1 protein-coding gene (cut by a window edge) is annotated in these 23,749 nt (G+C 52.4%); it reads right to left on the bottom strand.

Annotated elements, in window-relative coordinates:
• Nucleotides 1–23,749: the 5' portion of a TcdA/TcdB catalytic glycosyltransferase domain-containing protein gene (locus ACO6V5_RS09550; protein ID WP_422492097.1), read on the bottom strand. It extends 4,799 nt beyond the left edge of the window; only the first 23,749 of its 28,548 coding nucleotides appear in the window; it begins with the start codon at nt 23,747–23,749; its stop codon lies off the left edge, out of view.

Genomic DNA, 23,749 nt, shown 5'->3' with positions numbered 1-23,749 from the left:
TCCCGCCCAGGGTATGGGCTACATTTTTACCCCCCCGCAAATAAATTTTGTTGGGCTCGGCGGTTCCCCGTACTATCAGACCTTGCTTCGAACCCACCACATTTTCAATACCGCTAATTGTCCCCCCGGTTTCCAGCAGCTGACAGAGGGTTGTGTAAAATACGGTGGGCTCATTGGGTTGGTCTCTTTTGCTGCGTTCTATCAGTCCCTGCTTGCTGAAGTAATACACGTCCTCGTTCGACTTCAGGTAGATGCCCTGATTCGAAAAATAAACATGGCCTCTTTGTGTATGTCCTCTCCAGTTGCTGGCGAATTTGTACAGGATTTTCCCAGCGTAATAGAAGGTCTGGCTGCGGTACTGATCAGAAATCCGTTTTACGCCTGTGTGCTTTTGATCGTACCCCGTCAGTAAATGTTCAGATATCAATACTTTGTCGTTTTGTTCACGCAGGTAGTCAGCTTTTATCTCTGACAGCGGGGCAATGTATAATTTCTTTGGATTCAGATCCTCGTCGGGGGTGGATGCGGTGGTTCTGAAACTGCGCTCTGATATGCGAAAGAGCAGAAGAGAGGTTGTTCCCCCTGTTTCCCTGCCATCCGGCGCAAGGCGTTTAAGGTTGTGGTCTTGCAGGTATTCAGCAAAATGGTTACGCCAGCGTCCCTGTTCCAGGTTAACCTCGAAGAATGCCCGGGATTCTGTCCTGCGAAGGTAATGGTAACCCTTAACCTTTTGCGAGAAGTTGTTGATTCTGGAGTAAGGAAACCTGACCTCTGCCGGCAAAACCAGGGTATCTTTTCCATACCCCCCTCTAATGTTTCCTCTGCCTAAACCCGGTTGCAGCACGTCATTGCCAGTACCGCCATACTGTTCGATATCGCCAAGGCCATCTACGAGCCGGTCATTATCAGCGCCGCCGGACTGTAGCGCGCCGTCAAAAAGAGTGTCATCACCGGGTCCGCCAAAGCCTTTCCCGCGATATTGCAGATAGAGGACGTCATTACCTCTGTTGCCATAGGCACTCCCTGACTCGCCGATCCAGATCCTGTCATTACCGGGGCCCCCAAACGCCGTCCCTGACTTTTCGATCCGGATAATATCGTGGCCGCAGCCTCCTTCTGCTTTACCTTTCTTAAGGATCAACTGGTCATGGCCTGTTCCGCCATAAAGCTCCCCCCGGTCAGCGATCAGGGTGTCATTGCCACCCAGACCATAAAATATCTTGTAACCTTTCTGGCCATACATATAGTCCTGCTCAGACGTCCCACTCAGTACTCGCCTGAGGTTGAGCCGATCTTCAAGGGCCAGTCCCTTGTCTCTTTTGCCACCCAGAAGTCGGCTAATGGATATCTTTAATGATTCGAGATTATCCTCATACTTATCCTGATCAAGAAAATCGCTGGCGTCCTGGAAGAGCTGAAACTTCCTGTAGCCCGCTTTCTCAAATTGATCGGCCTTGCCGTCAACGTATTTCTTGAATTCGTCGCCTGCCAATAAAGCCTCGAAATCCTGCCTGGCGTTAGGTGGCGGCATCAGTGCCGCCAGGGCAGTCTGCACGAAGCCCAGCAGTGTGCTGACCAGGTCCACTAGCAGACCCAGCGGTGGACAGAGGAAGTCCAGCGCCGTACTGAGCACATCAAGGCCAAGCGTCATCAAATCCAGGCTCATCATTGCCACAAAAAGGGTCGCCTGTTTGTGGTTGCCAGCCTTGCTTGCCGCATCGGCGTTTTCGACATTACCGTTCAGCGAAAGAAAACCAGAGACAATAGCAACGACATTGCCAATAACCGGTAAAGCCCTGGCAACCATTCGCGACGCTTTCGGGCCCAGTTTTAAAGCGACGCCAATAGTCCCTGCCGGATTTTTCGTTTTGACAAGGGTTTTGCTCAGCAACCAGTTGCCGCTCATAGCGAGGGTGTAGGTTGAGCCGATGATGTTCAGGCTCGTCCCTGCATAGGCCATGTCCCTGGCATCATCAGGCATCGCGTACCCGTACTTTTCCAGATTGATCAGTGTCATCGTGGACATGGCTAAACCAGCGATGGCATTCCCTGCGCCGAAACCCACTCTGGCTCGGGTGAATTTCTTACTCCGGTCCAGCCGGTCCAGCGTGCGCATGAATTTCCCTTGCCATCTTTTCGACCCGCCTCCAGGTGTGGTGTCACCGGGCTCAGAGCCATCGCCGCCGGTATGGCCTTTTCGGGGCTGGAGGCGCGCCATGAATTCCGGGCTTGCAAGCAGCTGTTCCTTGACATAGCGGGTGTCGTCGGCGCTGTAGCCCGAGTCATTGAGCAAAATGACCATTCGGTCAATGACTTGCTCCGGCGTCAGTCCCTGTCGTTCCGCCAGCGCTTGCCGTAACAGATCAAGAAGATTCTTTCTAAACCTCGGATTGTCGAGAATGTCCTCGGTGGTAACCGCCGCAAAACGTCCCTGTTCCAGCAGCAGGAAGGCGTCTGCCAGCAACCCCTTGTCACCAGCAGTCTGTCTGATATTAATGAAGCGTCCACTGACCTCAATGGCATCCAGGTGACTGCTGACCCGGTCCATCAGAGCTATCAGGGTTCTGACCGGCCCGAAGCCGTAGCACAGTACGCAGTCTGCATCGGGCAGCCTCGTTGCCTGACCGGCTGGCAAACCTGTCTGGTCCAGTTTCTGCAGGGCCTCCCGGAAATGACGGTCGGACATATCAACCATGTCAGCCATCTGGCCAAAATCGATATCACTTCTGAGTGCGGCAACGCTGTCGGCCACATTCTGGCGAATATCTCTGGCCAGAGTGCGGGCTTCGGAGGAACTTTCCCGCTTCAGCCTGTCCGCCATCCCGATAAAGCTGGTCAGACGTTCCAGCAAGCCGGAGAGGGTCAGCTTGCCTTCCTTAACCGTGAACTCGCCGACCAGCGACTCTGGCGACAGGCTGTCTATGCCCTCGGGTAGTCTGACCCGCTTCTGTTGCAGGGCCAGGAATGTTTTTGTCTGATCCTCTGGTTTCTGTGCTTGGGCGGCTTGCAGCAGAGCCAGTGCTGCCGCGGCGGTCAGCGGACTGTCAGCGTCGCCATTGCCCAGCACCAGTGTGTGTTGGGCAGGCATCAGGTAGGAGGCATCGGCGGTCATTGAAGGGTCGGTCAGCACCCGAATCATCAGGTTGCCGGAGGTCAGCGAAAATGCCTTTTTCCCGGTCAGGCTCAGTAGCCCGTTGAGCCGCTGATAAAGCCCGGTGGCAAGCCTTTCAGGCAGGGAACCCAGCGCGGTGACCTCTGCCGCAAGCAATTTCCCGGCGATGGTTTCGGCCAGACCGGCCGGGATGGCTGACTGCCGGGTATATTGCAGGAAACCCTCTGCAAACTGCTGGCGGGTGACATCGTCCATCTTGTCAATAATGGCATTGACCTGGCCGGTAATGTCAATGTCCTTCAGTTCACTAAAAGTCTCATAATGGCGTGCCAGCTGTGACAGGTAAGCCTCGGTGCCCGAAGCACTTTTACCCGGATTCAGGGGCCGCCGTAACAGTTGCTTCAGACCATCCTGTGATTGGGGAGACATAAGCGGGAAAGGATTGCCCGGGCCCGCCGGGGTTATTTTCAGATAACGCCTTTTACCGTCTGCCATAACGATATGACGAGGGCTGCTGGCGGTGGTTTCAATGGTCGTATCCTGCCCCACTAAAGCTTGCACAGACGTTGGTTCTTTGCTCTGGGCGTCCTGCTGTTGGTTAACCGGCAACTGGAACGGCTTGCCGACGCGCTGTCGCAGTTCTACTGCCTCTTTGAATACGGTGTCCACATCTTGCTTCATATTGGCCAGCAGGCCGGTGTCAAAACGCTCCCAGCCGAGTCCCCGGGCAACAAAAGTGCAGGCTTTTTCCAGTGCGGCGACTGTGGATGTCCCCGAATTTTTGGATGTCCTCGAATTCTTTATGGATGTCCTCGAATTCTTTATGGATGTCCTCGAATTCTTTATGGATGTCCTCGTATTCTCGTTTGTGGATGTCCTCGTATTCTCGTTTGTGGATGTCTTTGTGGATGTCCTCGTATTTCTCTCCAGGTTTGCGATTTCATTGATGTCGCTGTCAGGCAGTATGGCCGTTACTGCATCGGTGACTCCCAGGTGTATCCGGCTGGCTGGCTGGCCGTTGCTACCCAGAACCTGCTCCATCTTCCAGTAGATAAAATGAACCAGCAGTGACTTCAGGTAAGCGCTGGCAAAGACTTTTGGCCCGAAAAAGTTTTTTGCCGCCACCCGACTTAACCCCAGCAGCCTGGCGTCAAGCAGGGATTCCATGCCGGAACCGACACTCCAGAAGGCCCGGTAATCCGCGTTGATCAGCTCAGAGCCGGGGGGCGGGGGAATATAGGGGGCGATGGTATGATCAAAGTGGGGAGCTGGGATCAAGGGAGCAGAAGATCGTTTTTCACTGACGATCTTGTTGAAAAGAGTGCGCTCACTGACACTGACTTTAATTTCCCCTTTGGCAAGGCTGTCCTTTATTGCCTGAATCCTGGCGCTATTATGCAGCTCCAAATACGCCAGTGCCCGGCGGTAATCGGCCTCAGTAACACCTTCAGCTAACAGCAGGTTATGATAGCCTGCGACCAGTTGCCGATAGAGGCCTGTGCCTGAGGGATTGTCAGCCACCGGGGTCAGTTCGAACTGACGGGTCAGTCCCAGGGTGCGCGACTCACCGTCAGGCACTGTCCCGGTGTTGATCCCGAACTGCCGCCGCACTTGCTGGCGCAAGGCTGACAGCGACCCACCACCACCCTCAAGAGCTTTCAACAGACTGGCACCGACCAGGCTCGCCAGGGTTTCCCGGAAAATAAATGGCTTGTTCCTGTCCTTCGTGCCCAGCCTTAAAAGGACAATGCCGCTGCCTGTCCCACTCACCTCGACACGACTGTCCACCAAGGGCAAGAGAGGCTTGAGGCTGATTCTTATTTTAAACGGGCTATCATCGGCAATGCCCGCGTCCCTGATGGGTTGCACCAACGCCTGAAGAAGGTTCGACAGACGTGACTCAGCCATCCCCCGGGCAATGAGCTGAAGGTCGTTCTGTAATTGCTCTTTGCCAATACGGCCCTTCCGTTGCAGTCTGCGATAAGGCTCCATGAAGACAAGCAGCCTGATCTGCAAAAGACGGTCTGGCCAGCGATCGGGAAGCTCGACGCGAAAGACCTTGCGGTGCTCTTCGCTGCGGATCAGGGTATAGCCAGGCCCTTGGTCGGAAAAAGCCAGGTCATCCCGGCGACCCAGCGTGAACGTCTTTTGGCTAGCTGTGGTTTGAACCCGGGCCTGGTGACGGCCCAGCCCGGTATCGGTGATGAAAGTCGGGGCCTTCCTGCCCGGGCCCGGAGGCAATGGCGGATTTTTTTGCAGGCGATCAAGCCATTTATTGGCCCTCAGGGCATTGGTCCGCAACCTGGTCTGGTCTGTGGTTTCCAAACCTCTGAGCCGCCGTTGAAAAAAATACTCCGCCAGCAGCGGCTCAGCGCCGGTCAGGGACGGTTTTTTGAGCAAATCAACAAGGGTGTCGTCCAGGTTGTCGGTCTGCTGCCGGGACAGCGGTGACAGGGTACGCTCGATCGCGTCCCGGAAATAGTCCGGGTCGGAGGCAGGGGCATGCTGAAGCTCGGCCTGCAGTGCCGCCCCGGCAGGCGGCTGCTGTCTCAACAGTGCCAGCAAACCGTTAAGCTCATCCCCTGCCGGAGCGGCCAGGGGGCTGTTCTGGCTTTCAATGGCAATGAGATGCTGGTTACCCAACCGGGTGACCTTTTGCCGCCCGGTGCTGGTCAGGACAAGGTTTTTCCGGCTACCAGCGGTGACCGGCACATTGTCGTAGGAATCCTCTCCGAGAGGAAGCTGTCCGGGGTCGGCCCATTTATCGCGCACCGCCTTTGCATCTGCCAGTAACGTCTCTGCACGACTTAACCAGGTCAACAACGACTGTCGTTTGGTCGTCGTGAGGGTGCTGCCCCGTCGGTCTTTCAGGGCATCGCTCAGCACACCCTCAAGGTGCCCGGCAAGATCATCGATCCCGGCCAGTGCTTTCAGCTCATCTTTGTCGAGCACAGCCGTGACCACATCCGCCGGGTCAGCCAGAAGTGCAAGCTGCGAAGTTACCATACCCTGGCTGACCAGCCCACTCCAGGCCACCTGGGTCAACAGTGAACGGAGGTTCCCCAGCCTCGAACGACCAGCGCCGGGTAACTGGTCAACCCGTTGGTTGCAAAAATACTGAACCCGCTGAAACAGTAGACGGGTTTCCCTATCTCCTACCAACTGGTCAAAGCCGGACAGGGGCTCGGCAATGGCTTTATAGGCAATGCGGACCTGCTGGTGGGTTTTCACGGTCGTTATCCCGCCTGCTGCAGTGACCACCTGAACAGGCTCGGGGGCGGCAGCATTGGTCTGGACGGTCTGCAGGTCGAACTGCTTGCGAAGTTGATTTTCCAGTTGCAGCAGCGTCCGGTCCCCGGTGATTTTTTTCCCCTGCAACCAGGTCATGGCGATAGCCGGTGAGTCCGACTGGTCAGTACTGGCCAGTGCTGCCCGACACAAATCTTTCAGGACAGAGGCCAGTGCCCCCAGGTAATTACTGGTGGAGTGACGTTGCCCGGCCAACACCGCCGGGTCCACCTGCAACAGCACCAGCCTGTTGCCGCTCAGGTCCCCGTTGCCATCCCGGCGATAGGGTATCACCCGGTCAGCGAGAGCCTGTTTGTCGAGCCTGATCACCAGCCTCAGAGGGTTGGGGGGCGCCATACCGGGGAACAGCTTACTGTCCAGCTCAGTCATAGTGGCGGGTTGGATAAAGCTGTCGGGGAATCCCAGGGCATTGACCAGACGCTGCCCTGCCGGGCTGGCAATAAAGACTCTCAGTTCTGACAGCAGCCGTTGGGCCTGGTTTGCCAGTGGCTGGCCGGGGCGATAGCCGGCAGTGAGGATCACGGCTATCCTGTCATCCGTGCCCGTCAGCGTCCGTAGCTCGGAACTGACGGCTGACAGCCGATGATTTTCCCGGCGGGCAGCGGCCAGTTGCTCCTCCAGAGGTTCCGCCGGGTTGAGTTTGTACAGCCCGTTTGTATCTGACGCGGCATTGTCCAGTTTCAAGCCATAAACTGTCTGGCCATGGTCGTTCTTTTCCAGCACCGGGATCAAGGTTTTCCCGCTGCTGTCGTAGGCGGCTAACAGCCTGTCATCGGTTTGCAGGCGGATTGCGCGGTAGTGATCGCCATCTTCCGAAATCAGCTGATAAACCTCGCCACCGGAACGCTTGACCGCCACCGACGTCGTGGTCAATGTTCCGTCCGAAATCACACGCTCATCTGGGGAACCGGCGCTATTGTGAATACTGTCATGGAGCGAAACTTCATCGTCCAGAGGGGTGGCTGTGATATCGTTACCTGAACGGCTAAGCACTCTGTGCAGCTTACCTTGGTAGGTCAGGAACTCAACTTTGTAATAAGGTTTGCCGGTATCGGTGTCACTGATGTCTGTACTGTCAATGCCCAAAAGGGGGTGATCCGCCAGATTTCCCGTCAGGAGCAGGCGAGTTCCGCACCCGCCGACCCCGCGTCGGCAGCGCTTCTGGTCTGACGCATCCGGGTCCTTGATGACGACAACCTTCAACCCGCTTTCAGAGCGAACCAGCCGGTAGGTCGATGGAGCAAACCCGGCTGCATCGGTTGCCGGGGCTTGGGAGTTGACCGCTGTTTTAAGCGTGTTTATGAAGCTGATCAGTTCCCGCTGCTCAGGGGCCTGATAGGCCAGAACGTCGCTCAGTTGTTCGACCTGCTGATGGCTGAGCATCCCCCTGAACAGGTCCCTGTTATCATTCGACAGTTTCCGGTCAAACTCGTACAGTGCCCTGGCGAAGGTACCAATATCCGGGTCATCCCGGTGCGTCTGAAGGTAGTCAGAGACCCTGTCAAAGCTCAATGTGAGTAATTCAGGCTTCCAGGCGAACAGCCACGTCATCGCCTGTTTAAAGTCTTTCTGACTGGCGGGTGAACCAATGGGGTCAAACTGACGCTCAATGGCCTCCCGATTGTTGTCTGCCAGAAGGGTATAGAGAGTATTGGCCTGGTTCAGCGCAGGCAGGGAAACCCATTGTTGGGCAGCGTCAAAACCAATGGAGTTGCCCAGTTGCGCCAGTTGTCCGGCCTCCTTTGGCCAGCCAGACTGGAACAGGGCAGCATCGACAGCCTCTATACTCTTGGCCAGACTCAGGGCATAGAACCGGTCGACGACTGTGCCAAAGGACTCGAGGGTCAGCGAAGGGTTCTTCTTCATTCCAAGCTCAATGATGACCGCCGTACCCGTGACCCGCAAGCTGGACGCCTGCAGTAAAATATGGGGGTTTAACCGCCAGTGGACAGGCCGCCCCGCACTCAGGTCAAGCCGGTGCTGCTTGTGGAATTCTCGACGATGGCTTTCCCCCTGGTGACTGAGAATTTCAATAAACCGCCCGACATCATCCCGGAAACGGTCGGGTGCCATCTGGCCGTCCTGCAGGGCTTGCCGGTACAGTCTGCCGCTGTGGCGCCTATCCAGAAACGATCCGGGAAACTGGCTACTGTGTGACCCCCTCAGCAGCATCTGTTGAAGATCGGGTGATGGGGCCTTTTTGTGGGTTACCGGCAACAGAGAGCCAGCATGAAAATAGACCTTGCTGCCATCTTCGGTGGTCAGCGTGTTCTCGCCTGAGAGCGATTCCAGACTCTTGATGCGAAACATCGCCGGTGTCTCAGGATTATCACCCTGAATGATCTGCTCATTGATAACGCCAAGCTGGATTTTGGTAAAGGCACGGGCCAGCCGCCTGACATCGGCCTCCGGATAGTTGGAAGAATATTGACCCAGTGCTTCCACCAGGGTGAAACGCCGCGATTTCGGTAATGACGAGAAGCGTCTCGAAAACCACGGCCAGTCGGTATCCATCCTGGACATTGCCATTTCAAGAAAGGTACGGGTAACCTCCTGATCGCGGCCCAGCGAGTCCGGTTTTAACGCCAGCTTGAGAGGGCCCGTCAGCTTATCGGACTGATACAGCTGCTCCATACTGCTACTTTCGAGCGACAGAGCTGCGTCCAGCAGATAATGGCCATCGGCGTCTTTGAAGACCCGTCGCGTTGTGCCGTACTCTGACATCAGCCCGGTCCAGAGTTCCCGGTATTTTCCGGCATCCGCCAGGGGCAGCGAGTAGGTGTCAGGCAGCGTGCCGGGCAAGAGTCCGGCGCCGTTGGCAAGGCGGTAATCCAGGGCTGTCCCCAGCAGGTCCTTGATCCTGTCACCCGCTTGCGGGTCCGGGGTACCGACTGCCTGTTGTCCAAGATCAGTGACCAGATTGTCAGTGACTTGTTGCAGGCCAACACGGTTGATGTGGTGACTGAGTGTGGTCACGGCACCGTCGGAGAGGTAGGTATGGATATAGTCTGCCAGCCTTACCCCCGGAAACAGCGCTTGCCCGGGCAGGTCGTCGCTCGACAGTCGGAACAACAACAGGGTAAACAGCGACCTTAACTGGGCATGGATTGCCTCGTTGCCTGAAGCCGGGATAACAGTGTTCACAAACCGGGTGGCGGCCTGCAGGCTGGCCAGCAGTCGCTCTCTCTCAGGACCGTCAGTGACAGCAAACAGAACAGGGGCCAGGGGCTTGTCCAGGTTCCCGGAGGGAAACCTCAGGATGATTCCGGTGTCTGCCTTGCCGGTGATTTTTGTCTGCCAGATTGTCTTCGGCTCATCAACATAAGGAGGCAGCCGGTGCCTGAAATACCCGTCAAACTTTGAGTGAAAGAGTCGGTCACTGAGCGGTTGAGGCTGCGTCGAGATAATTTTGTCCACTGCGTAAAAAGTGGCTTCCAACTTATCCCTGTTGGTGGTCTGATGACTCAGTGAAAGGGGGGGCGTTACCAGTTGCAAACCCGGATAGAGTCCCGGACCAAGCCATTTCAGGGTGGTCAAAGGTGTAGCACCGATTTTTATCGGGCTTTGATACATCAGGGTGTGCGATCCGGTGGGTCGGTGGACCGTGTAAGTTATTTTTTCAAAGATTAACCGGCCCAGGGCGTTGTCTTTTTTTACTGGCTCCGTGTTGGCAAGCCGTTCGTGAAAGGTCCAGACCAAATCCCGGTTTTTAACCGGGCCAGACTGGGTCGAGATCGTTTTACCCAGTGCCTGAAAAGCGGCATCCAGCAAAGGCCGGTGCCTGCTCAGCTCATCCAGGGAGAGTGGGGCTGTTATCAGTTGCAGGCCCGGTTGACTGTCGGCAGCCAGCCATTTAAGGGTGAATAAAGGTGAGTCATTGACGACTGTCGGGCTTCTGGCCAGCAGGCTTTCCAGTATGGCAGGTTTGTCAATGGTGTAGGTTTTTTCAAGGACGATCCGGCCAGATGCGGTGTCCTCTTTCAGATTCAGATTCCCGGTGTCGGCAAGCTGCACCAGGGGCGCCAGCCCCATTTGCTGGCGAACCCTTCTTTCAATCCCTTCAACCTCTGAAGGGGCAAGCTGACGGCCACCGTTCAGTTCATGGCCGGATTTAACCAGGGCAGTAAACACTGGAATCAAGCTGGACAAACGGTTTTTTTGACTGGCAGCGGCATCGGGGTTAATCACCACTTTCTCGCCAGTGTGTGATAACCAAACGACGATTTGCTGCTTTCCGGCCACGGCTTTCGGGGCATCAACGGTCAGGGTCTGATCTTGAGATAAAGCTGCGGGATCGTTCCTGATTCTCTTCAGGTAATCTTTGCCCAGATGCGTGGTCAGGAAGTCCTGAAGGCCATCGACTAATAAAAGATACTCTGTGCCCCCATAACGAAAGTAAGCACGGCTCAGTTTTACCGAGATGTGGCGGTCAACCTTAAATGCGGTAGTGCCATCGAACGAATCACGGTCATCATAAAACGAGTCAATAGCCCCAACCCATATCATCGTATTGAGCCCGGCGGTTAATGATGGTTTTTTCTCCGTCAGGGCCTGTTGCAGATAAGTACATCCCGCTTTCCCGATAGCCTGACGCAGAACCAGACCCGCCAGTTCATCGGGCAGGTTCCCGTGTGTTTTCACCAGAGCCGAGACAAAAGTGTCCAGGGATACTTTGGGGTGCTGACGATGGTAGTTCCGAACCCGTTCAAAGGCCTCTTTCAGCCTGCCCTGATCATGCTGGGCGGACAACCGGTAGAGAACCCGGGCGAAATCCGCGACCGACCCGGAAGCAAACTGCCAGTTGTGATTGATGCTGCCGATGCCATTCAAAAACTGTGTATACAGGGGGGCTTTCTGCTTTGGAAAAGCGACCGGTACCCGTTCTGTGGTCAGGCCATAGCTACTGCCAGTGCTGATGGCCGATAATCCCCAGACCGCCTGCAACTCCCTTTGAGTCTGACCGAGTGCCACCAATTCGGGATGGTTTAAAAGGGCTATTGCGAACAGCTTTCCTATAGCGATAGCCTTATGGCTATCAGAAGTAATGTCCTTTATTCCCACCGTCAGGGTCAGCGGATGGTTATTCAGATGACTCTGATACGAGCGCCATTCGGGTTCAAGGATGATGGTCATTTCCCGAAACAAGCGACCCAGTGACATTCCGTTCCCGGAAACGATCTTTGCCGACTCAAGAACGGCTTTAATAAAATCTTCGTCTCCGGAGTCCAAAAGTCTGTAGAGAGTGGCGGGCAGATTGAGTTTTACCAGCCGCTGCCAGCGGGCAACAAGCAGGGCGTCGCTGTCAATGGTTTTCAACGGAAGGTCATTATTGAGCTGGTAAGCCCCGGCCACCCGCTGAAAGTCAAAATCTACGGACACTATTTTTTGCAACTGCGCCAGGGTGTCCCAGGATGATTCTGATCGCCCGCCGGTCATTGCCTTAAGATGGGCAAAAAGTAGCAACTGGCCCAGTGCGTCCTGCCCGGCTGCGTCCGGTGCCGCCCGCTGATGGCTGACGAAGGAGCGGTTCACATGCTCCCGCTTTGCGCGGTCAAGTTGACCCAGCCGGTCGAGGATGGACACCTTTACCCAGTCCCGGTAATGCCAGGTTCCGGTGTCAGAGGTGAGCAGGGATTGAGCTCTTTTAATAAAGACTTGGTCAACGCCCGGGTCTGTTCCCAGCAGATCCGGATCCTGGACTGACTTTATTAATGCAGTTGTTTCGGGATCGGGAGGAGCTACAGCAATATTGGCGAGCTTGGCCGAAGGTTTGCGAACCTCAATGGCGGAGAAGTAATGGATTCCACCCTCTCCACTGTCATGACTGACGATTTTTACTCTTGAATTTGGTTCAACGGAATCAAGAAAAAATATTATTCCGCTTTGAGGAAGTTTGAAACAGTCCTTATAAACATTATTTAGCAGCATTCGCCCATGTTTAATACGATAATCCAGTAAATTCACAAACAGCGAGCTTACTCTGGCTCTTAGTTTTTCTGTAGGCACGTGCCAATTTCGGCCAGCCCCCTCTGCCTCCGCTCCCTTTTCGACCAGCCCATTGATCGTTTCTTCAATCAGCGAAAAAAAGTCTGGGCCATAATTGATTGCGGCATAAAGACGCTCAGCATCAAGGCTGGAAATGACTGACATAATAAGGTCAGCGGTAGCAAATCTTGGTAATCCACCGAGTTTAGTCACAGGACCACCAGCCGTGTTGCCGAGCTTTCCGCGATTGAATTCTTCTGTTGAGCTATCCAGTACCTGTTTATAGAGGTGCAGGGTGAACATTGATGCTAATAAAGGAGAATGCTCCAGATTCAGCTTTTGCAAAAGCTCGTTGGCGCCGTATTGACACTGCTGAAAAACCTTTTTTAAGAAATCATTTTTTAGCGGTGCCATAAGATCAGGTATGACAGACGTTATATCTCCGAATGCACGAAGGTCAATTGAAATATTAATTTGTGGTCTTCGATGATGGGCCCCCATTTTTTTATTCCAGGTTTTCAGTGAGAATTTCTTCTCTGCATTTGGGTTAAACCTCACGGCAAAATGGTGAAGAAACTCTTGCGAGTATTTTTTTTCCAATCGCACCTTTGACAATGCACTATTGTAATCATCAACCAGATTTTTTGTCGTATAATCACCTTTGTCATTTTCAGGTGCGCTATTCACGGTGGCTATTAGAGCTTCCATGGCATCATAAAAACCTGAAGACTTATCCCGATAAAAAGAAAGGGGTTGTGGTCCGGTAATGATTTCCAGTAAAGTCCCAGCAGCTCTCCAATCACTCGTTCTGTCGGTGGTTAACATCAGTGAAGCGTAGGAATTGTCAACTGCACCCTCAGGAATCCCGGCTGAGCGTGCAAATTGGATTTTATCTGGAGTATGTATCTCTACGTAGTGCACTTCCATCTCAATGCCGATTCGCCTGGGATTTTCTATTACTGGGACATTTATTTTTCCCTTAATCTCTGAAACAGAGGGTTCAAGCTCACGCAGGATCTGTTTTTTGATGCGCAAGTAATTGCTGAAATCGCCGCCGGTTTTTTTTAACTTATACGATGCAACAACAAACTGACTGATCAGGCCAGCCATAATGTAATGTGTTTCAACAGCCGTTTTACCTGCGATGGAGTAACGGGTTGGATCAAATTTCAGGACACTGCCGGCATTACCCACCAGAACCGGCTCAGGCGGCAGTGTGCCGGATGAACCGGGGGGAGTGGGCACCAGTAATAGCCGGACAGAGTCAGGTATTTTGACCTGGTCAAAGTTTTTACCGGCAGAAGCATCTATAACACCCTGATTCACCAGAGCCTGGAGATCTCCAAAGACTTGGCTCCGTCCTTCATTCAATGCATTGGAAAAACCCTCGAATTTAGAGGTTTCTTTAAGCATTTGAATAAATCCGATAACGTTATTCCGCAATAAAAACAGCTGTTTTAAAGGAATATCGTTTACCAGAACATATTTGATAAATTGACCAGAGAACAAGAGCGCGATCTTCGGCTGCGAACCTTTACCACCATAGGTATCTGGTAGGATTTCTGAAATAAATCCGGGGCTATCCGGCTTGATTTCATGACCATAGACGTCCATGAAAGAAGAAAACGTTTTGCCAGCGTACGGAATTTTGTCTGGCAGCTTTTGCATAGCACCCAGATCTGACAACAACTTGTTCCTGTCTTTAGGGGGTAAACCGGAGCTGGTTATTCGTTTTTCCAACATCCGGTAGTCCGCGTTCTGCAACTCCAGTGCAGAACGCAGGCGCGAAACCTGCGTCTTTTTCCAATAATCTGTGTGTATATCAACCAGACCCTGCACAAAAGTATCGACAGAGGTCTCCGGGTTTTTTTCGAGGTGATTAATAACGGTTCTGACCGAATGGGCAAGACGCTCTTCCCTGAACAATCCCTCCAATGCCAAATGGAAATCATCCACAGTGCCCCGGGCAAACTTAAGATCATGATCTTTACTGTGAGTGACCAGCACCTGATAAACCGGATCACTGTCATTGGGCAGTCGCCGCAGTTTCAGACCATTGTCATAACCGTAATGGCCAACAAGAAAAAGAGGGTAATCCGTTTCCCATATTTCCATAGCCCTGACGATAACAGAGAGGGGTACCTGCTTTGCTTGCAGTTGCAGGAGCAGAGCCAGTCCGTAGGATTGAGTCATCACCCGGGCAAGGCGGGTGTTAGACAAACCTGGCCGTACATCAGCAAGTCCGACCCGAATCATAACAGGCTCATTTTTTTCCCACTGCCGGATAATCACCCGACTGTCCCAGGTCAGGCGGTCTGATTCCAGCCGGATATCAACGAGCGGACTGATCGTCTCCAAACCATTATCTTTCTGCCATTTGCGCCAGAGCAAAAGACTATCGATGAATTTATTCGGTTTATTGAAATAGCCAATCACATCCTCCAGTCCTTTTGGTGGTTCATCCCATTGCGCCAGCTCACGCAGCTGGGAGTGATAAGCATTATGATCAATGGCAGAGATAGAAAAGGGCGAACGAGCCCCCAGAACGGTCTGTGAGGAAGAATAGCGATCTTCGTCGTAGGGCAGAGAAAAGTCCAGATAAGCCCGGTGTTCAAGGTTTTCCGGAAGCGGAACCCTGAAGCCGCTGTTGTCGTCGGGAAGTCGGCTGGACAACTCCGCGATCAGCAGCTTCTGCTGGCGATTGGGTTTGTCACCGTTTTCCAGCGTGGTGACTACGCTGGCCACCAGACGCGACAAGAGTTTTTGCATCAGGCTCTGGACTGCCCGGTGCCCGGTGTCGAAGTGATCAACTTCATTGGCCAGTGTGACCACATCAGCCAGCGGCAGTCGGGCTATTTTTTCATCGAGCCGCTGTTCTGGCAGGGAGGATGAGCGATGGGAATAGGCTGACTCAATGGTCTTGATCAGCGTTTGGGCATTACGCTTCTCCAGCGGACCTGAGGACTGGAGCATAAACAGGATATTGCGCAGATTGTCCGGAAAAATCCCGCCGTTAAACTCTGGCACGCTCACCAAAACATAAGTTTCGCCCGCAGGGTTGGCGACAACAGGCAGGTATTTGCCAGGTTTGTCGCCAGCAAAAGACTCTCTGTCAGGCAGAGGCACAGGATCCGTGAAACTGACCTTACCATCCGGTTGGTGCTTCAGCCTTTTTTTAATCTCACGCGAAAGGGTATTTTGAAACGACTTTCTTTGTTCATGCCTTTTCCAGGCGTTCAGTCTCGGTGCTTTTTGTTCCGCCCGTTTGTCGGCCAGAAAGTCACCCAATAACCTTCTCAGAGTCTTGACGTACTGCTGGGCCAATTCGGAAAAGTCATTTCGTAGCTTTTGGGCATTCAGGGCAAGCAGGTCATCTTTTCCCAATACCGAAACCAGCAGATCAGGACTAGAAACCCGGAACGGATCTATGTCGTGGCCACCGGGTGCAAAAATGTCCTGTAAAGACCCAAGCAGCAGGCGGGTAAACAGTGTTGCCATGGCGTCAGATGGCGGGCTTGCGACTTGCCGGGCCAGCTGATATCCCGCCTGCTGGGTCTGGAAAAAGTTCTCCTGCGCAAAAGGATTACCATAGGCCAGCAAGCCAATACCCGAAAACGGGTCACCGATTGAGTCTGCACGAACAAAGGCGCTGAGGTGCAGCTTTCTTGGTGCCCCTGTCTGCACAAAAGGCAGTTCAGCGTCGACAGTCGGCAACGGCATCAACCGGTAAGGGGAAAAGTTATCACGGGTGACTTGTTGCAGCCGAAGGTTGTAATGGTCAACCAGGTCGGAGAGTTTCTGCCTGCCATTGTTTTGGTGATTGTTGTCGATAATCGTATCAAGCAGTAAGCGTCTGGCCTGATCGAAATGAGGGGCATTCTTGCCCAGATAGGCATAATTCCTGCCGAGGGGCAAAGCGGGTAAATTCCGGAGTTTTTTCACCAGCCCTTCTGCAACCGGGAGCTGGCGGGGCATTAACTGTCCCCGTTCGTCTTCTTCAAGCACCAGCTTGACGCGAGGGTCTGATTGTGACCACAGCACATTGCCATCGGCAGGGAGAATGCCGGTCCATTTGCGCCCGAGCATATCCACCGCCACCAGGGCATTACGGACAGTGATTCGTTTTGTCCTGATTTTACCAAACAGTTTCCTGGCGAACTTTTCCACAGGGTAGTGCTCCCCGCTGGCAGCAGCGCCACAACCCACCAAACTGACGGTGCTGACAAATTGCCCGCCAGTTATGCGCTTGAGCACCTCGGCCAATTGGCCAACCGTCTTCCCGCCCAGGAGAAACTCTCTGGAATCGGCCTTTTTGCGAAACAGGCCCAAGCCAGCCTTGTTACCCTCACTACCATGACCCACAACAATAATACGTGTGTCGTCTTTAATAAAACCGGCTCGCAATATCCTGAGCTCAATGTCACGGCCTGTCACTGGATTAATCAAGGTACCATCAGGCTCCAGTCGTATATGCCAGCTAAAATAGGGCTGGTATTTTTTCCTCAGGTAAACGCTGGCTTTGACTTCATTGTCGCTGTTACCCAGCTGGAGAATAATCTGGTTGCCATAATGGCTGTCTTGCTCATCGTTCAGGGCATAACGCACGGTTTTATCAACATTGGTGACCCAGCTACTGGCCTGTTCATCAGTTTCCAAACTCACTAAATCAATCTTTGCCAATGGATTAATTTGCGTGAAATAGGATTTTTTTTCGTAATCAAGAAGATCCTCTCCTGAAAGATAAGCATTGAAATATTGCTTCATGACATCACGAAACACACTTGGCCCTGATAGCTGCAAGATCGAGCCGGATCCATACATTATTCCATCAGTCCGATATGAAATAAAAAAACCGGCGGCTACTCGATCGATTCCCAATTCATTGATAACGGCTGCCTTGACTTCAGCGAGATCGTAACTATAAAGTTTTGATGGATTGTCTATATCTAAACGTTCAATCAACTGTTGCCGCTTTATCATTTCTTGCTTAACCGCCTTGAGAATCTGGCTGTCTCGTGGCGCAATAATTAAACTATTTCTGGGCTGAACCATTTTTGAAAAAACCAAGGTTATTTCTGCTGAACCAGGAATAGCCCTGATGGATTCTGGAAAAACGAAAAGAGGCTCTTCTTTGTGATTGGCTATGACCTCTCTAACAGCCTGGGTAAAATCAGGGTATTTTTCCTTTAATTGATTATATTTCTCCTGTATTTCCGGATCAGGATTTCTTTTAGGGAAAAGTTGTTCCGGCCCTGGCTCACTTAAATACTCCATAATCAGATGATTAATTAAATTATTCAGTTGGCCTTCAATTAAAATATTTTCCGGAGGGTTAATATATTTAAACAAGCGTTGATTATAATGAGGTAGTGAGTCGACATCCAAATAGACACCTCCCTCACTCTTATCTTTAATAAGCAGATCCACTCGTATCAGATCCGATGCTGCTGCTAAAAGCCCTCTCAGCATAAGCTCTTTCTCGTACCACTTTTTTATGCTTGCGTCACTGCCTGCCTGCCAGAGCTGGTTGATATCGGCCAGTGTGAATCCCCCGGATCCGGGGTTGCCCCGAAGCCTGGTCAGTTCGTTGGCAAAATCCGTGAATTCCTTCAGGCTTTGCCTTTGTATTTGTGCTAATTCTGCTCGATCCATACCCAAGTGGTTGACTAAAAAAACCTTTGCCATGTCGTCGAAGGTTTTGCCCTGGGCAATGCCATTTTTTATAGTGCTGTAGGCCAAATCTTGTAGCTGAAAAATACGTGCCAAAAAATCATGTTTACTCCTTTCTTCTGCCAGGAATGTTGCGGGTATTTTCTCAGCGGCAACAGCGTTACGTATTTCCCGGGCAAGCACGGGTGCCAGAAGCGCTTGCGGGTCGTACCAGAGCGTTATTGGCCAGGAGGAAACCATCTTGGCCCAGACCTTGAGATGAGCTTTAACACCTTCGTTGAGACGACCAATCCAGATAAAGTTAAGCTTTTCAGGGACCTCCACCAAAGCATCCAGCAGGTACTGGTTTATTGTCGCGGCCAGGTGGGAGGTCACAGCGCCACCAGGAAGAATTCTGGGCAGTTTTTTCTGCATCCGATAGACAAGCATGTATTTTTCAAGAGCCGCTCCTTCCTGACGAAGTTGGTCAAATTGGGTAATTTTCTCCTCCAGCGCTGCTAAATCATTCGGCTCGAAAACACCCTGCAGATGCGGCTTCAGGTTGTGCTCGAACATTGCCGGGGTCGGCACCAGATCATCGGGATTAGCGGGCCCCAGCAACCCGCTGTGCTCTGACAAAACAGAGGGCAGCTGACGTATTCTGATGGCACCTTCAGCCAATGTTTCTTTTGCCGACAAGCGCTTGACGGTGATTTCACCGTTACTCATGCGAAGCGCTTTCAGCTTGTCAGAGCTGTCGGCCAGTGACCAGGTCACCAGACCCGAGTCAGAGAGCAGGCCAACCCACAGACGCCCCCAGATATCGACGATCAAAAGACCATCACGGGCAGTCACTGCTGAGGTTTTTGTTGCTTGCAGGGTTTCTTTCAGGCATTGGCTGACAAGCCCGTTGTCGTCAATGCCTGAGCCAATCAGGTTAATGGTTTTAACCGGGGTACCACCGGTCAGTTCATTGATTTTTTTTGAGAGTTCTGACGCGGTTTGACCGCTCAGGGTAAATTTCCCGTTCTCGGACTTACCAAGTCCAACTACATGAATTCGACTGTTACCGTCGAGAAATCTGCTAATATCGGCCTTGTTGACTCTTGCACCTGTCTCTCCATCTGACCAATCATCATTATCAATGACCAGCAAACGGATTGAGTTATAAGTTTTCTGGTGATTTTTATATTTGCGATACAGGTAACGGCTCGCCCTGCTAATCGGGTTATTATCAGCAGGTTCCATCTGGATAATCAGTTGTTGGCTGTATTGGCTTGTGCTCTGGGGATCCGTCTTAATATAGTTTGCGATCTCGTTTTCGTGGTACCAGAAAGCTTCTGTTTCGCTGGAAATGGTATAGCGTTCCCCGGAAAGCAATAGCAGAGAATCAAGCAAAGCTTTATCGCTTTCTGTCCAACCTACTGCACTATTGCTTTCTGTCAGCGCGTCATCGCCGTTAAGTAATGGGTAGCCTTCCGAAAATTCCCACACCCCCCCGAATCGATAATAAGCCAATTTCGGTTGACCCTTTTCTTTTTTGGTGAAAAACGTTTTTGTATCCTGGATAGATTTCCAAGCTGTTACGCTGGACAATTTATATTGGTCAATCGTCTGGTAATTTAATAAAAGGCGGTTTTCGACCTCCTTCATGGTCGGGTCGCCCTGTGATACTGAAAAAAAACGACTTTGTGCGTTTTTTAGTGACAGGTCGATCGTACCGGGAATGATTTTAACTTCTCCCAGAGGTTCAAACAGTTGCGAGGGATCAGAACTCGCCAAACGCTGCTCGAGGTCATTCTTTAACCGGGGGTATTTTTTACCGAACCAGGCGAGATCGTCTGCAACCTTCTGGGCAATGGCAGGGTCCTGGTCACCAGGAAGGAATTCTTTGCTGAACTGTTGGATGACAAGCTGTACCTGTACCCTCTTTACCCAGCTCCAATCTGTCATGCTGACGCCGGAGTAATCAATACCCTTGAAAAGATCCTTATTAATGAACGGCGAAAGGAACGTATCAGAATAAACACCACCGAGAGTGCCAAGCACCCTGCTTTTCACCAGTGCAGTGGCCGCTGGCTTATTACCACGCAACCCCAGCTCTCTTAAATAGTAACTTCTGGCCTTCTCACCGTCTTCCCCGTAAGCATCGGTCCAGACCGTTTTAATATCCTCGCGGGAAAACTTCGCGCCGGGATAAGAAGACTCTACCTTCTGTTTAAATAGCTGGTAGGCTTTCACCATTTGGTTTTTATGCTCATCAATATCCGATGATTTATGGTTGAGGTGGCGTACCAGAAAATTCTTCACTGCCAGATCAAATCCCCGTCCCTGTTTCATGTCTGACTCTATGAATTTCCAGGCCTGATCTTGCAGCTTCATGAATCCTTCCATTAAATCCGAGTCAAAATTAGACGGATCACTGGAACCGGATTGACTGGTTAATTGACTGATCACTGCTTTTTTGAGGGCATTGGTAAGCAGAGTAGTGAGCATTGCGTCCGGGTCGTACCAGAGGGTTATTTGTAAATCGGACTTTGAATTGGCTGCAATCCATAACCAGACCCGGTTTAGCTCCCCGGCTGTTGGGCTAATGCTGACAAAATGCAGCTTTTCAGGGACTGGCACCATGCTGGATTCAATCCAGCTCTGGATGTCTGTAGCCAGTTTCGCAAATGTTTCACCGGTTTCCAGCGGGTGGTTCTCGGTCAGCTCAATGAGTTGGTCGTAGACCCCTAATACCAAAGCGAAGGTAGATGGAGTCTGCTCATGGCGAGAGCCATCAAGCTTGACAAAAGCTTCTAGCAGGTCTTCAACACGTGCGTTCAAGTGGTCGTTTGCGGCGCGCTGATAGTCTAATAACGGTGCGAATTTTTCCAGGAACGCATCGGAATCAGGAATCAGTTTGTCAATTAATTTCAGGTCCTGAACTTCAGCAGAATCAGGATCGGTATCGGAACGGCGAACTCTGCGCTTTGCCACTGGTCTGGTCACTGCGTTATAGCGCCACAGGGGGAGAGGCGGTGAGTCGTCAAGCGCAGTTATTGTGCCAATGGCAGCCAGTTGCAGACGATAGGTACCCTTCCCGTCAGGCTCTGCTGTCAGTTGCAGATGACGCCCCAGAGACCCGTATCCGGTCACTGCCAGAGTTATGGATTTTTTACTGTCTGTCGCTGTCGTTTGATTAAACCTTACCTGTACGGGCAGGGTTTCTTTGATCATCACCTGACGGGGGTTTACTACCGGTAACGACAGTTCGTCCTGTCCGGGGTTGTCCTGCCGTGGCAAACCCAGTTCAGTACGAATCCGGTTTTTGGCCGCATTGGTATCTGCTTCTGGCGCCAGCCCGAGCGCCAGCTGCAATGCCTCTCCCAGCTGGTAAAAGAACGAAAGATGGCCTGCAAGCCACCCGGAACCATAGGGCAAATCCCCTTCATCCGGATCAAAAGGGATCAGCGTGAAGGTGCCGTTATTAACTGTCTGGTTAACCGGTACAAGATCATAAGCCGTGTCATTTTTCCTACCATGCTCGATTGGCAGGTAGGTCAGCGGGCCGGACTGACTGTCGGGGAATGCACCATTGCGACCGGGGATAATTAAACTGACATACTCTCCGGGGATCGTCCTGTTGCGCTCATCGGGGGGTATTTTCAGTAAACCTTGGTCGTGTATATCGCCAAGGGTGTCAGGTCTTATCGGGGTTGTTACGTTGCCCGACAGCATCCGTAACCCTTCGGTATTGTTCAACCGGTGTCTGAACAGGTCGCTGGCATCCACCAGTTGCCGCAGGTCACTGGCGAGGGTCTGATTACCGGAACTGGCCAGATAGTCCGGTGTCAGGTAAACCCCAATCCAGTCACCCAGAGCCTTGAGGGTAAGGAATCTGCCCCGAACGCTGCTGGTGGTATTGTTTAAGAGCGGCGCCTGCTCCGGCTCCAACAGGCCATCGTATTCACTTTGTTGTGCCTCATCATTTTTTTTCAGTCGCTGAAGGTTTGCCAAAACTGGGCTGTCGGGGTCTCTGGCAGTCAGCCAGTCCAGACTGCCATCAAGCGCCCTGCGGAAAAACCATTGTTCACTGCGCAACGGTTGTTCGTTGTAAACGGTTTCGATGGCAGTGAGCAAATCCGCCATTTCTCCGGCTGTGCGATTAGTCTCCAACGCCTGCCAGTCTTCCATAACGCTGGCAAGTGCTGGCGCCAGCCCGTCAGCCTGGTAAAGTTCCCGGACGGCATCAACAAAGTCTTCCGCTGTGCCACCCCGTTTCCTGAGATCATGGCGTTGGCCTGACACCAGTTGCCGGTAGAGATCACCGGACTCTTGTGGCCATTGCCGGGCCTGGTAACGTTCATCAAGCCCATAATGTGGTTTTAGTGCTTCCAGCCTGCTGCCAGTGATCCCCCACAGCTGTTCAATACCGGCCACAGCCAGGGCATTGTCGGTCAGGGTTTCTCTCCATGTTGGTATCAGCAGGGCCGACAGTCCGTGCCCAAGAGCTTCGTCAGAGTGCCGGGAAAGATCGGCGGCTCCCAGACGAATCAGTGGCCGACTGTCGTTTGTGAAGGTTGCGTCACTGTCAATAAATAATCGGTCGGACTCTGCCTTGATAAGAGGGACTTTGTTATCCGTGCCACCCGGATCACTGGCAATCTGAAGTCCGTGAAGAAAGGTCAGCAACTGCCGGTTAAAACCACCGTATAGAAACAGTCCTGCCAGTTTCTCAAGGTCAAAAACCAGTCGCTGGAGTGTTTGTGCCGGGTCTTTGTAACCGAGGGAACGGTAGTCTTGGGCATCAAGGGTGATGTCCACCAGCTCCAGCGGCGGAGCACCGTCGCCCTGGGGATATACCCTGACCGCTATTTCCGTTCCGTTAACCTGGGTGCGATAACCTTTGCCAAAGGCAGGACAGGCTATTGTCTCGTCGATGCGCAAAAGCGGCGCGACGGGCGTGAAAGTAGAATAACTGTCAGGCACGGGTCTGGTAACATTGCCTGATGAAGGGATCTCCTCGCTTTTGAGCCAGGCAAGTGTTTGACCAAGGTCGTTTTTAGAATGCCAGTGCCTGGCTTGCAATTCGGCACTCAGAGGGGTTGGCGGCTTCTCAAGGTTCTGTGGGGCATTGAACAGATCAGGAAGCAAGGACTCCAGCCAATAGAGTGAAACCGGTGATACTTTCTGATGCAACCACTTGGCGGCCAGGGTTTCAGAGATAAAGTCGAGCTGTGTTCGAGTGGCTGTAGAACCATATTGGCGCACCTGAAATTCTGACCAGAAGTTATTGGGGTCACAGGCCTCATAAACGACCATTGCCATATTCTTTAGCAAGGTGGCGACGAGCCGGTCAGATCCGATTGATTGTCCGATTAAAAATGTAACTCCATCGTCGTCATAATAGATATTCTGACCCGGCAAGTCAGAATCAGACAGGATAATACTGATATTCCGATGTATATAGTGGGGAAAAAAACCTGACTGCTCAATTAGCCAGAAGGCTCTGTCAATAGCTGTCCTAACAGTACTAATGTGCGCTGGCGTGGCAAAGGCCGATCCCGGGCTGGCCTGATCCGTTGACAGTCTGATGGTAAAAGTACCGGTATTAACCATGGCGAAGTAAAACCAGCCATCGCTGGTATTCAGCCACTGTCTTTTAGGAACAGGATTGCGAGGATTATTATCAGTCGGATTGGCAGGCAT

Origin of the sequence: Endozoicomonas sp. ALD068, assembly GCF_049310145.1 — a bacterium.
Lineage (GTDB): Bacteria > Pseudomonadota > Gammaproteobacteria > Pseudomonadales > Endozoicomonadaceae > Endozoicomonas_A.
The sequence above is the reverse complement of the archived record's forward strand: the minus strand, read 5'-3'. Positions and strand labels throughout refer to the sequence as shown.